This is a genomic window from Paractinoplanes pyxinae (genome assembly GCF_026626335.1).
GTDB lineage: Bacteria > Actinomycetota > Actinomycetes > Mycobacteriales > Micromonosporaceae > Actinoplanes > Actinoplanes pyxinae.
This window is the reverse complement of sequence record NZ_JAPNTZ010000009.1, coordinates 329166-343484: the sequence shown is the minus strand read 5'-3', so window position 1 is coordinate 343484 and position 14319 is coordinate 329166. Positions and strand designations below refer to the sequence as shown.

The window sequence follows — 14319 nt, the reverse complement described above, 5'->3', positions numbered from 1 at the left end:
CGGCCTTCCCCGTCTCTCGTTCGGCTTTCGCCCGACACGCGGTCCAGCGGATCCCGGCCCCGATCCAGGGGCGGTTACCCCGATGACCCGAATGAATCCGAAATCCGAACAGCGAATCGACGATCCGACGACTTCGGCAGACCGTGGGTACGGGCGAGCTGGAGGGGCGCGATCCGACGCCTCCGGAGGCACCGCTCGCGGTTTCCTCGCCGGCCTGGTGTGCGATCTCGCGCCAGACCACCGCGTCGACGCCCCGGCCAGGCACCCGTGCTCGACTCGGTCCGCCGCCACCATCGTGACCTCGACACGTTCGACCACAATCGGCGCCTTCGCGGTCAACACCAAGATCGAGCGGATCGTCCACCACCCGGCTGGCACCTTCGGGAACGACGTCGAACTCGATTAGATCCCCGGCCGGTGACACCGCTGCGCCCGCCGACACCACCAGAAGGGTGATCGAATCCTCGCCCTTGAGCAACTACAGCATCCGCGCGGTCAGCGGTTCCGGCACGATCAACCCGTACATTCAGCATGTCCCCTCACGTCTGTCCTCGAGAGTGCAGGGGCCAGACGTGAGCGATTCGGCGGAAGGGACGCCGACACGGTCAGCGTCACCCGGGACAACGATGTTGCGCTGGGCGGCCGTGGACCTCGACCGCGGGCTGCTGTTCGTCGAACGCAACCACACCACCGCCGGCCACGAAATCGTCGAAGGCGACCCCAAGACCGCCGCCGGCCGCCGCGCCGTCGCCCTGGACAAACGCACCGTGCAGGTCCTGCGCGAGCACCGCCGCCGCCAACTCGACCGCCGGCACACCGCCAACATGACCTGGACCGACTCCGGCTACGTGTTCACCCGCAAGAACGGCGAACCGATCAACCCGAACTACGCCACCACCCGATTCCGCAAACTCACCGAACGCGCCGGTCTGCCACCCGTCCGATTGCACGACCTCCGCCATGGCGCCGCGTCGCTGGCCCACGAGGCCGGCGCCGACCTGAAGACCCTTCAGGACCTGCTCGGGCATTCCAGCATCGTCGTCACCGCCGACACCTACACCAGCGTCCTGCCCGACTCCCAGCGACGCTGCGCCGACGCCACCGCCGACCTGGTCCTCGCGGCGGCCCGGCACACGCGCAAGCGGATCAAGGAGAAGGCGGCGAAGAACCGGCCCGGCGGACGCGACGAAAAACAAACAACCCCAGGACAACAGCCCACCCGAACCAAGCAGAATCGCAGGTCACGACGCCGTCAACACACCGGCCGTCACGGAAAGTGACGACACCCATGAGGCACCCACACGACACCCACCGTCCATACAGGCCGGACAGCATGAAGGGCCCGAACCGCATTTCTGCAGCTCAGACCCTTAATGAGCTTGTGCGCCCGAAGGGACTCGAACCCCTAACCTTCTGATCCGTAGCGGCGAACAGGTGCTCTCTCGGCACTCGCCGACGCGGTCTGGGACGCCTACGACCCCGAGATGACCGGACACTGGCATCATGGCGCCCTCGACGCCGGCGGCCGCGACCTGGCCGCAGGACTGAGTGCAGCAGTCGCACTGCGCACCATGATCCGGCGCGCCATCAGCGCCCTGACATCCACCGGCGAAACAGACACAGAGCACGCCTATTAGGCCCTGCGCACTCGAGCAACCGGCGCTGGCTTTTCGCTGATCCAGGCCGCAACCGAGGTCATCGAGAAGAACCAGACCGGCTCCATCCCGTACATCACGGAGGGATAGGGCTGTCCTCCGCACGGCGATCCGCAGATGGCTCGAGCGGGAGCGGTGAGCGGGACGTCCAAGGGCCCCCGCCCAAGCCCGTGGCCAGCCGTTCGCCGAATCTCTCAGCTTCTGCTCAGCAATCTTAGTTTCCGGCTGACAAGTGGTTTGCGTGCTCGTACTTTCAGACGTGGGTGCAAGCGCATCGCTGACGATCGGAGTTCCCGCGACGCCTAAGCCCGGTCCTCACTCGGACCGGCGGCAACTGCACCTCACCTCACGCGGACAGCCGCTCTTCCTGGCCGGGAAGAGCGGGGATCCCGCGCGGCCTCATCGCTCAGAGCGGCAGATCACGGTCTCCGCTCCACTCATCAGGACCACTGCTTTGGCGGAGCCATGCCCTGATGACGACGGCGAACGAGCCACCCCTCACGCCCGCCGCACGCGGGCGCGCCGCAACCAGCATCGAGGAGTACCACGTGTTCGGAAAGAAGCTTGTCGGGCAGATGATCGCCCGCAGTTCGGAGAACGCCACCGACCGGCGGCGTTTCCTGCAGAGCGCCGGCGCGCTCGGGCTCGGCGTCGTCGGAGCCGGTGCGCTGGGTTCCAGCGCGGCTCTCGCCGACTCGGACATGGCCGGCACCGTCGGCGCGGAGGCCGCTCCGAGTGACGGCGCCGTCCTCAATTTCGCTCTTAACCTCGAGTACCTCGAGGCTGAGTTCTACTCGTTCGCCGTGCACGGGCACGGTCTCGCCGACGGCCTGACCACGGGCACCGGACGCCGGGGCGGGGTCACCGGCGGCAAGAAGGTGCCGTTCAAGACCAGCCGCATCCGCCAGTACGCCACCGAGATCGCGGCCGATGAACTGGCCCACGTGAAGTTCCTGCGCGGAGCGCTCGGTTCCGCCGCCGTGTCGCGACCGGCCATCAACATCCGTGACAGCTTCACGGCCGCCGCCCGGGCGGCCAAGCTGATCGGCCCGAATGCCGTGTTCGACCCGTACGCCAACGAGAACAACTTCCTGCTGGCCGCGTTCCTGTTCGAGGACGTCGGCGTGACCGCGTACAAGGGCGCCGCCCCGCTGATCACCAACAAGACCTACCTCGAGGCAGCCGCCGGCATCCTGTCGGCCGAGGCGTACCACGCAGCGACGATCCGGTCCTCGCTGTTCGAGAAGGACTTGGCGCCGCAGGTCGTGAAGCTGTCCGCGGCTCGCAACATGCTCGACGGGTACGGCGACGAGGACCAGGCGATCGTCCGCGACAAGAACGCCAACATCAACCCGACCGACAAGAACGGCATCAACTTCAGCCGTTCCTACGACCGGGTGCTGAACATCGTCTACCTCAACCCGAACAAGACCACCAAGGGCGGCTTCTACCCCTGGGGTGTCAACGGTGAGCTGAACACCAGTTCCTGAGCCGTGCCGGACGGGCCCGCCGCGACGGCGGGCCCGTGAACCCCGAGGAAGAAAACCGCAGATGGCTCAAACACCACCAATGGCGTACGCCGTACCGACGCTCGAACGCCGCGGCGCCCGCCCGGTCCGGCTGCGTGCCGCCACCGTGCTCGGCCCCGCGTTCGTCGCGGCTATCGCCTACGTCGACCCGGGCAACTTCGCCACGAACTTCGCCGGCGGCGCCAGCACCGGCTACCAACTTGTCTGGGTCGTCGTCCTGGCCAACCTCGTCGCGATGCCCATCCAGTACATGTCGGCCAAGCTCGGCGTGGCCACCGGGCGCAGCCTGCCGCACGTCTTCCGCGACGCCTTTCCCGGACCCCGCTCCTGGGTGATGTGGGGACAGGCCGAGATCGTCGCCATGGCCACCGACCTGGCCGAATTCGTCGGCGCCGCCATCGGGCTCTATCTGCTGTTCGGCATCCCGATGCCGCTGGCCGCCGCGATCACCGCGGTCATCTCATTCGCCCTGCTCGCGTTGCAGCGCCGCGGATACCGGCCGTTCGAACTGGCGATCGGCGCCATGCTCGCCATGATCTGTGCCGGCTTCCTCTACCTGGCGGTACGCGTCCCGCCCTCCGCCTCGGGCAGCCTCACCGGCCTGCTCCCGAACATCGGCGGCGACAACGTCCTGCTGCTCGCGGTCGGCATCATCGGCGCCACCGTCATGCCGCACGCCATCTACCTGCATTCGGGCTTGATGCGCGGCCGCGCAGAGGGCCGCACAGCCGCCGAGAAGCGAAAGCTGCTGCGCCTCGAACGGGTCGACATCGCCGTCGCCATGAGCATCGCCGGCCTGGTCAACCTCAGCATGCTGGCCATCGCGGCCAAACTATTCCACCGCGGCCCGGGCACCCCGGCCATCACCCTCGACGCGGTGCACATCGGCCTCGACCGACTGGTCGGCGGCGGTGCCGCGCTCGCCTTCGCCGCAGCTCTGCTCGCCTCCGGCATCGCGTCCTCCAGCGTCGGCACCGCGGCCGGTCAGATGGTAATGGACGGGTTCCTGCGTACGCGCATTCCGCTGGCGGTCCGGCGTTCGGTCACGATGGCCCCGGCGGTGGTTCTGCTCTGCTCTGGGGTCGACCCCACACAGGCATTGGTGCTCAGTCAGGTCGTCCTGTCCTTCGGCATCCCGTTCGCACTGGTCGGTCTGCTGGTGCTGACCAGCCGCCGCAGCCTTATGGGTGAACACGTCAACAGCCGGTTCACCGTGGTCGCCATGACCGCGGTCGTAGCCGTTCTCAGCGGACTCAACATCCTGCTGCTCGCCCAGCAACTCCTTTGAAGGAGCCGCCATAGCCGCAGGCCTGCTGCGACGTCGGCCGCGGTCGTCGACTTCCAGAGCCGCTGACCCCCATCCGGAGCCGCTCGTGCGCCGAATCATGGCCTGAGCGGAGGCTCCGCACGAAGGGCACGAATATGGGCGAACGAGACATCAGCCGCCGGGCCGAGCACCTCACATCGGTGCCCGGGCCAGATCCGGCACCCGACGCGGCGGCACTGCTGCTGGACGTCTCCCGGGGCGATGAAAAAGCCTTCGGCAAGTTGTACGACTTGGTGGCACCGCGGGTCTACGGTCTGATCCGGCGTGTGCTGCGCGACCCGGCACAGTCCGAGGAGGTCGCCCAAGAAGTCCTCCTGGAAGTGTGGCGGTCGGCAACCCGGTTCGACCCGGGCAAAGGCTCGGCGACCGCCTGGATTTTCACCATCGCGCACCGACGGGCGGTCGACCGGGTCCGAGCGGAACAATCGGCGGCCGACCGGACGGCGCGGGTGGGCGCGGCCACGATCGACATGCCGTTCGATTCGGTGACCGACGAGGTCGCCGCGCGTCTCGAACGGCAGCAGGTACGGCACTGCCTGGACGAACTGACCGAGCTTCAACGCCAGGCGGTCATTCTCGCCTACTACCAGGGCAACACCTACCCACAAGTTGCCGACTTGCTCCGGACCCCGCTGCCGACGATCAAATCGAGGATGCGCGACGGACTGGCCCGGCTGCGCGACTGCCTCGCCGTAGGGGCGGCGGCATGAGCGCCGACGTGCATTCCTTGATCGGTGCGTACGCGCTGGATGCGATCGACGACCTCGAACGCGCCGCGGTCGACCGGCACCTGCGTGACTGTCACGACTGCCGGGCCGAGATCGCCGAACTCAGAGAAGTCGCGGCACGCCTGGCCGACGGCGCCTGGTCGGTGCCCCCACCTCAACTGCGCGAGACCGTGATGGCCGGCATCGCGAATACCCGGCAGCTGCCGCCCGAGCCGGCCGCCCGGCCGAGCGCAACCGGACCGTCGCGCCGGATGCGGCTGATCGCGGCAGCGGCGGCGCTGGTCGCGGCAGCCGGCACCGGCTCGGTGGTCTACGCGGTGCAGGACCATCGGGTCGATCAGCAGCGTCAGCTCACCGAGGCTGCACAGGCCAGTGAGGCCCGAACGCGTGCCGTACTCGCCGCACCGGACCTGGTCGTGCGCGAGCAGCCGCTCACCAGCGGCGGCCGGGTCACGGTAGCGAGTTCGCGGCTGCGTGACGCTGGTGTGATCATGCTGGCCGCGAGTGACGCCCCGGCGGACGGACGGGTGTACCAGCTCTGGACCATCCGCGGCGGCACTCCGTCCTCGGCCGGCGCCCTGCACGAGGGACAGTCCGTAATCGTGCAGATCGTCGACGGCCTGCCGAGCTCGTCCGAGGTGGGCGTCACGCTCGAGCCCGCACCGGGTTCGGCCACTCCGACGGCGCCACTCGAGGCGCTCGTGAAATTGATCTGAGACCCGACCCATCCTGGCTGAGGACCGTTCCGAATCAATGTCAAAGCCACCCAAAACAGGAGGAAAGACTTCATGCGCGCCACCAAGATCACCGCCCTGACCGCCGCCACGCTGTTCTCGATCTCGCTGGCCGCATGCGGCAGCGACGACTCCGACAGCGGCTCCAGCACGCCGGCAGCCGCACCGACCATGACCAGCGCCGCCCCGATGGAGTCCAGCGCCGCCCCAGCCATGACCATGGAGAACTTCGGCGCCGGCTGTGCCGCCGTGCCCACGGACCCGTCGAACAAGGGCAGCTTCCAGGCCATGGCCCAGGAGCCCGTGGCCACCGCCGCGTCGGGCAACCCGCTGCTGTCGACCCTGGTCTCCGCGGTCAAGCAGGCCGGGCTGGTCGACTCGCTCAACTCGGCCGACGGCATCACCGTCTTCGCACCGACCAACGACGCCTTCAACAAGATCCCGGCGGCCGACCTCAAGAAGGTGCTGGCCGACAAGAAGACGCTGACCGACATCCTGACCTACCACGTCGTACCCGGAAAGCTGACCCCGGCCGACCTGTCCGGCACCCACAAGACCCTCGAGGGCAAGGACCTGAGCGTCATGGGCTCGGGCGAGGACTTCAAGGTCGACGGCAGCGCCTCGGTCATCTGCGGCAACGTCCAGACCGCGAACGCCAACGTCTACATCATCGACTCCGTCCTCATGCCGAAGAGCTGATGCGCGACCTGCTGCGCGACGCCGCCGCAGGGGTACTCGCCGCCGGGCTCGGGATCGCGGTCGCGGAACTGTTCGCCGCCACGACCCGGCCCGACGCGGCCCCCCTGATCGCGGTTGGCGGCGCGATCATCGACGCCACCCCGACCCCGGTCAAAGAATTTGCCGTACGGGAACTCGGTACCAACGACAAGCCGGTGCTGCTCGGTTCGGTCGGCCTGGTGCTCGCCCTGTTCGCCGCGGCCCTCGGTGTCCTCGGCCGCCGTCGCCGGATCCTGGTCCCGATCGGCACCGTCGTCCTCGGCGCGGCCGGCGCCACCGCCGCGTTGACCCGGCCCACCGCCTCGGCCTTCTCCCCGGTGCCGTCCCTGCTGGCGGCCGCGATCGCCGGAGCGACGCTGTGGTGGCTGCTGCGGACCGTCGACCAGCCCACGGGCAACCGGCGGGCCTTCCTGCGCGGCGTGGTTCTCGTCGGCGGCGCAGCCGTGCTGGCCGAAGCGGGAGCCCAACTCCTCACCCGAACGGTTGGCCGCGTACGCACCGATCTGGCACTGCCCGCACCAAGCTCCCCGGCGAAACCCGTGCCGACCGGCATCGCGCCTGGCTTCACCACCCCGAGCGCCGACTTCTACCGGGTCGACACCGCGCTGACCGTCCCCCGCGTCGACCCCGACACCTGGACGCTGCGCATCCACGGCATGGTCGGCACCGAACTGAAGCTCTCGCTGGACGACCTGCTGCGGCGGCCGCTCATCGAGCGCGACATTACCCTCAACTGCGTCTCCAACGAGGTCGGCGGCCCCTACATCGGCACCGCCCGCTGGCTCGGCGTCCCGCTGGCCCCGCTGCTCCGCGAGGCCGGACTGCGCCCGGAGGCCGACCAGATCGTCGCCCGGTCGGTCGAGGGCATGACCATCGGCACCCCCGTCGCGACCGCCCTCGACGGCCGCGACACCATGCTCGCGGTCGCCATGAACGGCGAGCCGCTACGACCCGAGCACGGCTTTCCCGTACGCATGCTGACCCCCGGCCTGTACGGCTACGCCGGCGCCTGCAAATGGGTCACCGAACTCGAGCTGACCACGTTCGCCAAGTTCGACGCGTACTGGGTCGAACGCGGCTGGGCCCGACCCGGCACGGTCAAGACCGCCTCCCGCATCGACAAACCACGTCCGTTCGCCCGCCCCGCCGCCGGCCCGGTGACCGTGGCCGGCGTGGCCTGGGCCCAGCGCCGCGGCATCACCAAGGTCGAGATCAGCGTCGACGGCGGCACGTGGCAGGCGGCCGAACTGCTGCCCGTCCCGTCGACCGACACCTGGGTGCAGTGGCGCTGGACCTGGAACGCCACCGCCGGACCACACTCCCTGTCGGTCCGCGCCACCGACAGCACCGGCCAGGTGCAGACCGAGGCTCGAGCCACCCCCTTCCCCAGCGGAGCGACCGGCCGGCACACCATCACCGTCACCGTCGAGTGAATCCCGGCCCATCCGCACCATGATCGGCTCCGAATCCCGGTCATGACAACACAACAGGTGGTAGGCGGCCGCTACCGCCTGCTCGAGCTGATCGGCTCGGGTGGCATGGGCCGGGTCTGGCGAGCACAAGACGAACTGCTCCAACGGGTAGTAGCGGTCAAAGAGATCACCGTTGCCTCCACCGCCCTGCTGGCCACCCAGACCATGCGCGAAGCCCGCGCGGCCGCCCGCCTGGACCACCCCGGCGTCATCACCGTCCATGACGTCGTCTGGCAGCAGGACCACTCCTGGCTGGTCATGGAGTACATCAACGGTCGCTCGCTGCAGGAAGTGATCCGAGCCGACGGGCCGCTCGCCCTCCGAGAGGTCGCCCGACTCGGCCTTCGTGTGCTCTCCGCCCTGCGCAGCGCACATGCCGGCGGAGTACTGCACCGCGACGTCAAACCGGGCAACGTCCTGCTCGGCGCCGACGGCCGGGTCGTGCTCACGGATTTCGGCCTGGCCATCATTGGCGACCGGGAATCCGGCGCGCCCGATCCGCTGCTGGGCTCGCCACACTATGTCGCCCCGGAACGGCTGCGCTCGGCCGAGACCGGCGCCCCGGCCGACCTGTGGTCGCTGGGAGCCACCCTCTACACCGCGGTCGAGGGACGACCCCCGTTCGCCCGCGACAACGTCGAGGCGTCCATCCAGGCCTTGCTGAACGACAACCCTGACCCGCCACGCCGGGCCGGCGCTCTGACGCCCCTGCTGTTGGCCCTACTCGACAAGAACCCGCAGCGCCGCCCGGATGCCGAGCAGACAACCGCCTGGCTGGAGACGATTGCCGGCCACCGCAACGGCCGGCCCTTCGCTCCGGTCGCCCGGGGCATCGCCACCGTTACCGCACGACGACGCCGCCCGCGGGTCGCTCTGGTCACCGGCCTCTCGCTGGCGCTGTTGATCACCGGTGGCGGCGCCTACGCCGCCCGATCACATCAGGCGACGCCCGCCGCCCTGGAATCGGCCGCCCCCGCTCCGACGCACATCTACCGGCCCGGCGACCTGTGCGGCCTCGGCGCCGACCGCCGGCCCATCACCGCCGCGAGCACCAACGTGCCGACCGACCTGCCCGCCCGGTGGATCTGGACCCGCGACCCGGCCGGGTTCACCTTGGCCGTACCCGCCGGCTGGCAGCGCTCCACCAGCGGCAACGACGTCTGCTTCGGGGACCCGGCCGGACGGCGGGCGTTCAAGGTGACCCAGTCGCCGGTGCGGACCCAGCAGCCCCTCGCCTACTGGCAGGCCCGCGAGAAGGACGGCGGTCTGCCCGGATACGCGCGGATCAGCATGGGCGTCCTGCTGCTCCAGCGCGGCGGCGCCGACTGGGAGTACACCTGGCGCCCCGACTCGGACACCACGCTGCACGAACGGCGGATCCTGATCGCCACGTCGAACGACCGCTCCTACCTGCTGCGCTGGACGACCGCCGACGCGGATTGGAAGCAGGCACTACCCGTACAGAAGCAGCTCGTGAACTTGTTTGCCTCCGCTCGCTGACCGCCCCCCGAAAGGCAACCCATGAAGTTTCGCCGAACGCTGTTCGCCGTTTCCGCCGTGGCCGCCATGGTGCTGGCCACCCCGACCGCGGCCCTGGCCGACGAGAGCGTGCACGTCAAGCTGCTCGAGCTCAACAACACCGGGGCGAGCGGTAACGCCACGCTGACCGCCCTCAACAACGGCGACCTGAAGATCAGCATCCGCTCGGCCGGCCTGGTGCCGAACTCGCCGCACGCCCAGCACCTGCACGGCTCGGCCACCGGGATGGACTTCCACTGCCCCGACATGTCGGCCGACACCAACGGCAACGGCTACGTCAGCACTGAGGAAGGCATGCCCTCCTACGGCGACATCTTCGTCGCGCTGACCACCAAGGGCGACACGGCCAAGGCCAGCGGCCTCGCCGTCGACCGCATGCCCACCGCCGACGCAAAAGGCAACCTGGCGTACGACCGGACCATCGCGTCCGCCGACCTGCCGAAGGGCACCATCGAACACCTCAAGGACCTGCACATCGTCCAGCACGGCGTCGACGCCAACGGCAACAACAAGTACGACCTCGACGGCCTCGGCGAATCCACGCTGGCCCAGTCGGCCGGACTCAGCGGCATCCCCGAGGAGGCCACCGACCCCGCCACCTGCGGCATGGTCTCCGGCGCCCCGCAGGCTCGGTGCCGGTCGGCGGCGTCGCCACCGGCGACGGCACCACCCGGAACCAAGCCGCCGTCTGGTACGGCACCGGCGGACTCGCGCTACTCGCGGCGCTCGGCCTTCTCGTATTCGCCCGTCGTCGCACGTACGTGCTGAGCCGCGCCCAGCGATGAAGCGAGCCCGCTCCGTCGCTGCGGTTCTGGCGATCGCCGGTGCGGTAGCGATTGCCGTCGGCCGGCACGACCAGCCCGCGGCCGAATCACCTCGAAGTGCACCGCCGCCTGTCGCCCACCCCGCCGCGCCCACCCGGTCCGGCAGCGACGTTCTCACCCGGGGGACGCTTCTGCCCACCTCCTTCCCGACCCGGGTGCGGATTCCGGCGCTCAGCGTCGACGAGGCGGTGATCGGTCTCGGCCAGAACCCCGACGGCTCTATGCAGGTGCCGACCGACGCCCGCACCGTCGGCTGGTACACCAGAGCGCCCACCCCCGGCTCGCTCGGTCCGGCCGTGCTCGCCGGCCACGTCGACTACCAGGGCGCCGACGGCACGTTCGCCCGCCTGTCCACGTTGCGCGCCGGCGATCAGATCGACGTCACCCGGCAGGACGGCGTCACCGCCGTCTTTGCCGTCACCCGGGTCGACCGCTACGCCAAGAACAAGTTCCCGGCCGACGCGGTCTACGGCACCATCGACCACGCCGGCCTGCGCCTGATCACCTGCGGCGGCGACTTCGACAACCGCACCGGCCACTACATCGACAACATCGTCGCCTACGCCGAACTCCGCACCGCGGACTAGCCCCGCCGCCCTGTCCGGAGTCATGTGGATCTGTGCATTCGAAGGGACTCGACCCCTAACGTTCTGATCCGTAACTTTCCGGCGGCCAGGGCCGTGTCCCCAGCTGTGCGTCCAGGTGGCGAGAAAGTTGGTCGAGGTCGAGGGGTTTGGGTAGGTGGGCGTCGAAGCCGGCGGCACGGCTGCGGGTGAGGTCGGTTTCCGCGGCGAATCCGGGGACGGCGATCAGGCGGGCGTGGCGGTGGATGCGGCTGCGGTGTAGCCGGCGGGCGATGGTGTAGCCGTCGTTGTCGGCGTCCAGAGCGAGGTCGCACAGGGTGAGGCAGAGGGGTACGGCGGGCAGCGGCCCCGGTGGTGGCGATGGTGACAGTGACGCCGCGGTCAGTTGCCCCGCTTCCCCGTCGGTGAACTGATCCTCATCCCCCGCCTCGGCACCTACCGGCTCACCGAACTCGACGGCCCGCTGCTGCGGGCGGTATTCGCCAAGATCGCCCAGACCACCAACGCCAAAGGCCTGCCCCAGTCTGCGTCAGCGCTCAACCACCTACGCACCACCCTGCGGGCAGCGTTGAACCTCGCCGTGCGGGAAGAACTGATCGAGTCCAACCCGGCCCGGCACATCGAGATCGCGGGCTACCGCAAACCGCACGCCCAGGTCTGGACCGACGGGCGGGTCGAGCAGTGGAAGCTGACCGGCGAGCACCCGCCGGTCGCGGTGTGGACCGCCCAGCAGCTCTCCACCTTCCTGGGCGGGGTGGTCGAGGACTCGCTGTTCGCGTTCTGGTGGCTCGCCGCCCTGCGCGGGCTCCGCCGCGGCGAGCTCTGCGGCCTGCGCTGGGCGGCCGTCGACCTCGACCGCGGGCTGCTGTTCGTCGAGCGGCAGCGCACCACCGCCGGCCACGAGGTCGTCGAGGGCGACCCGAAGACCGCCGCCGGCCGGCGGGCCGTCGCCCTGGACAAACACACCGTGGCGATCCTGCGCGAGCACCGCCGCCGGCAACTCCAGCGCCGCGACCGCCGGCACGCCACTAAAGCCCAGTGGAACGACTCCGGATATGTATTCACTCGCAAGGACGGCCAGCCGATCAACCCGAACTACGCCACCACCCGGTTCCGCAAACTCACCGACCGGGCCGGGCTGCCCCCGGTGCGGCTACACGACCTGCGGCACGGCGCCGCGTCGCTCGCCCACGAGGCCGGCGCCGACCTCAAGACCCTGCAGGACCTGCTCGGGCACTCCAGCATCGTGGTCACCGCCGACACCTACACCAGCGTCCTGCCCGACGCGCAACGCCGCTGCGCCGACGCCACCGCCGCCCTGGTGCTGGCCGCCGACCGCCACACACGCCAACGGATCAAACAGAAAGCGGCGAAGAACCGGCCGACGGGGCGCGCCGAAAAACAAACCACCCCAGCGGATAAGCCCGGTCAGAAGAGCCGACGTCGCAGGTCACGAGCCCGTAAACACCCGTATCGTCGCGGAAAGTGACGACACCCATGTGCCACCCACACGCCACCCAACCTCCACAAAGGGCTGGAAACGCGAGAGGCCCGAACCGCGTTTCCGCAGTTGAGGCCTCTCGAATTGCTGTGCGCCCGAAGGGACTCGAACCCCTAACCTTCTGATCCGTAGGCTCGGTCCCGCACGCTCTCATCGAGACGGTGCACTGACCACGCCCGCTAACTGCCCGCGCGTCGCGGGACACAGCTTGTCGTAGGTCTATAGTCACTCGCATGGCGAAGCTGAACCTCATGGGCGCCCACGAGATCCGGGTACGCCTCGGCGGGATCTCCCGCCAGCGCACCTACCAGCTCACCCAACGCGCCGACTTCCCGACACCGGTGGCCGAGCTACAGGCCGGCAAGGTTTGGCGCGCCGAGGACGTCGAGACATGGATCAAATCACGCCGCCCGCACCAGGACGACCTCGACAGCTGACGCCGGCGAACACCGGTCGGCAGCCGCACGCGGCGTGATGGCGGGCCTCGCCGACGACGGGCGGCGCCCCCGTGGAACCCTGAAACTGGAACTCATAGTGCACCACGCATTACGTCAATAGGGTCCCAGCCAAGACAAACGCGCATTATCGGCGGCAGATCCGGATGTCGATGGGCCGAGGAGGGACAGGCGAGATAATCCTGCAGCGCCCGGGAATTGGCGGTCGTGCCGGTAGTCAGGCAGATTTGGACGATGCCTCTACTGGTAGTCCTCACAGGCCCGATCGCCGCCGGCAAGAACACCGTCGCCGACGCGCTGGCCAAACGCTTGACCGATCGCGGCAAGACCGTCGTCGTTGCAGATGTCGATGATGTCGCGGCGATGGTATCGACGCCCGGCGCTGCCCAGGCCGGACTGTGGTTCGCCGCCCACGAGGCTCATGGCGCACTCGTCGGCCAATGGATGCGCTCGGGGGTCGACTACGTCGTGGTCGTCGGACCGATTTACACCGAAGAAGAACAGGCGGCCCTCACCTGCGCCCTTCCGGACGATGCAGTAGCGCTATGGGCTGTCATCGACGCAACGGTAGCGGTCACGTTCGCGCGTGCGCAGGCTGACCCAAGTCGCGGGCTGTCACGCGAGCCAGATTTTCATCACGCCGCGCACCGCCGTTTCCGCGACCTGCTACCAGCGATCCCGGCCGACCACGCGTTCAACTCTGAGGAAATGGCCGCAGAACAGATCGCGACTGCAATCGAAGCCACGATCGGTGCTCTTTGACCGATCTCTCTTCGACCGCAAGCGCAGAATACCCCCCCCCGGTCAAATGCCGGCGACGGTGCAACGCACACCGAGCGGCGATGTAGTACTCGTTCGGACACGCCCACAGCGCACCGTCACTGCCCAGCGAGCGGGGCATGCGTTTCTCCGTGGCAGATGAGATGAGTGCGACGCACACCGCGCAAAGAGATCCGTCAGCCTATCGGTGGTTTGCCATCCAATATCCGAGTGCGCCGCATCTCGTAATCTTGGGCGGAGAGGACGCCCAGACCGCAGTCAAAGCCCTGGTCGTCGCAACTGAATCCGACGTCGAAACTTGCGACCGCTTCCTCGAGCCCGACCCAGGTAACTAGGACGTGCTGTGGCACCGGCTCGGAGATAACGCCGGGGTGTCCCTGCCACAGGCGATCGCACAGAGGTTCGGTATCTCCGGCGTGGACCATCGTGACGTCGGGGCCACTCTACGTGGGG

The 14319-nt window shown here is 68.9% G+C and carries 15 protein-coding genes; all 15 read left to right on the top strand.

All coding sequences use genetic code 11. The features are described from left to right. Positions 1–91 precede the first annotated feature (91 nt). The 15 genes from OWR29_RS26650 (at position 92) to OWR29_RS26580 (ending at position 13848) form a co-directional block, all read left to right on the top strand. Positions 92–406, top strand: a complete 315-nt coding sequence (locus tag OWR29_RS26650) for a hypothetical protein (RefSeq protein WP_267565985.1) — start codon at positions 92–94, stop codon at positions 404–406. A gap of 46 nt (positions 407–452) precedes the next feature. Continuing rightward, the gene (locus OWR29_RS26645; protein WP_267565984.1) at positions 453–1280 is read left to right on the top strand and encodes a site-specific integrase; all 828 of its coding nucleotides are present in this window, start codon (positions 453–455) and stop codon (positions 1278–1280) included. Between the two features lie 204 nt (positions 1281–1484). Then, positions 1485–1637, top strand: a complete 153-nt coding sequence (locus OWR29_RS26640; RefSeq protein WP_267565983.1) for a hypothetical protein — start codon at positions 1485–1487, stop codon at positions 1635–1637. A 566-nt stretch (positions 1638–2203) separates the two neighbouring features. Then, on the top strand, positions 2204–3145 hold the full coding sequence (locus OWR29_RS26635; RefSeq protein ID WP_267565982.1) for a ferritin-like domain-containing protein: 942 nt from the start codon (positions 2204–2206) through the stop codon (positions 3143–3145). A gap of 79 nt (positions 3146–3224) precedes the next feature. Further along, a complete protein-coding gene (locus OWR29_RS26630; protein WP_267565981.1) occupies positions 3225–4472 on the top strand; it encodes an Nramp family divalent metal transporter in 1248 nt (415 codons plus the stop codon). Positions 4473–4606: 134 nt separating this feature from the next. Further along, positions 4607–5221: a sigma-70 family RNA polymerase sigma factor gene (locus OWR29_RS26625; protein ID WP_267565980.1), complete on the top strand. Its 615-nt coding sequence runs from the start codon at positions 4607–4609 to the stop codon at positions 5219–5221. Then, positions 5218–5955: an anti-sigma factor gene (locus OWR29_RS26620; protein WP_267565979.1), complete on the top strand. Its 738-nt coding sequence runs from the start codon at positions 5218–5220 to the stop codon at positions 5953–5955. Before OWR29_RS26625 ends, OWR29_RS26620 begins: the two co-directional genes overlap by 4 nt. A 72-nt stretch (positions 5956–6027) precedes the next feature. Further along, complete coding sequence (locus tag OWR29_RS26615; protein WP_267565978.1) at positions 6028–6672, top strand: fasciclin domain-containing protein; 645 nt, start codon at positions 6028–6030, stop codon at positions 6670–6672. Continuing rightward, the gene (locus OWR29_RS26610) at positions 6672–8144 is read left to right on the top strand and encodes a sulfite oxidase (protein ID WP_267565977.1); all 1473 of its coding nucleotides are present in this window, start codon (positions 6672–6674) and stop codon (positions 8142–8144) included. The genes OWR29_RS26615 and OWR29_RS26610 overlap by 1 nt, the downstream gene beginning before the upstream one ends. Positions 8145–8186: 42 nt before the next feature. After that, the gene (locus tag OWR29_RS26605) at positions 8187–9683 is read left to right on the top strand and encodes a serine/threonine-protein kinase (RefSeq protein WP_267565976.1); all 1497 of its coding nucleotides are present in this window, start codon (positions 8187–8189) and stop codon (positions 9681–9683) included. 671 nt (positions 9684–10354) lie between these two features. Continuing rightward, complete coding sequence (locus OWR29_RS48400; RefSeq protein WP_498371636.1) at positions 10355–10507, top strand: GVDTG sorting domain-containing protein; 153 nt, start codon at positions 10355–10357, stop codon at positions 10505–10507. Beyond that, entirely contained in the window at positions 10504–11133 is a 630-nt protein-coding gene (locus tag OWR29_RS26595) for a class F sortase (protein WP_267565974.1), read from the top strand. Before OWR29_RS48400 ends, OWR29_RS26595 begins: the two co-directional genes overlap by 4 nt. A 382-nt stretch (positions 11134–11515) precedes the next feature. Then, positions 11516–12619, top strand: a complete 1104-nt coding sequence (locus tag OWR29_RS26590; RefSeq protein WP_267565973.1) for a tyrosine-type recombinase/integrase — start codon at positions 11516–11518, stop codon at positions 12617–12619. Positions 12620–12864: 245 nt separating this feature from the next. After that, the gene (locus OWR29_RS26585) at positions 12865–13068 is read left to right on the top strand and encodes a helix-turn-helix transcriptional regulator (protein ID WP_267565972.1); all 204 of its coding nucleotides are present in this window, start codon (positions 12865–12867) and stop codon (positions 13066–13068) included. 252 nt (positions 13069–13320) lie between these two features. Next, the gene (locus tag OWR29_RS26580) at positions 13321–13848 is read left to right on the top strand and encodes an AAA family ATPase (RefSeq protein WP_267565971.1); all 528 of its coding nucleotides are present in this window, start codon (positions 13321–13323) and stop codon (positions 13846–13848) included. The last annotated feature ends 471 nt before the right edge of the window (positions 13849–14319 follow it).

Coding starts and splice junctions, on each gene's coding strand:
- OWR29_RS26580 (WP_267565971.1), top strand. CDS start 13,321: ATGCCTCTACTGGTAGTCCTCACAGGCCCGATCGCCGCCGGCAAGAAC.
- OWR29_RS26605 (WP_267565976.1), top strand. CDS start 8,187: ATGACAACACAACAGGTGGTAGGCGGCCGCTACCGCCTGCTCGAGCTG.
- OWR29_RS26650 (WP_267565985.1), top strand. CDS start 92: ATGAATCCGAAATCCGAACAGCGAATCGACGATCCGACGACTTCGGCA.
- OWR29_RS26610 (WP_267565977.1), top strand. CDS start 6,672: ATGCGCGACCTGCTGCGCGACGCCGCCGCAGGGGTACTCGCCGCCGGG.
- OWR29_RS26625 (WP_267565980.1), top strand. CDS start 4,607: ATGGGCGAACGAGACATCAGCCGCCGGGCCGAGCACCTCACATCGGTG.
- OWR29_RS26615 (WP_267565978.1), top strand. CDS start 6,028: ATGCGCGCCACCAAGATCACCGCCCTGACCGCCGCCACGCTGTTCTCG.
- OWR29_RS26640 (WP_267565983.1), top strand. CDS start 1,485: ATGACCGGACACTGGCATCATGGCGCCCTCGACGCCGGCGGCCGCGAC.
- OWR29_RS26585 (WP_267565972.1), top strand. CDS start 12,865: ATGGCGAAGCTGAACCTCATGGGCGCCCACGAGATCCGGGTACGCCTC.
- OWR29_RS26630 (WP_267565981.1), top strand. CDS start 3,225: ATGGCGTACGCCGTACCGACGCTCGAACGCCGCGGCGCCCGCCCGGTC.
- OWR29_RS26620 (WP_267565979.1), top strand. CDS start 5,218: ATGAGCGCCGACGTGCATTCCTTGATCGGTGCGTACGCGCTGGATGCG.
- OWR29_RS26595 (WP_267565974.1), top strand. CDS start 10,504: ATGAAGCGAGCCCGCTCCGTCGCTGCGGTTCTGGCGATCGCCGGTGCG.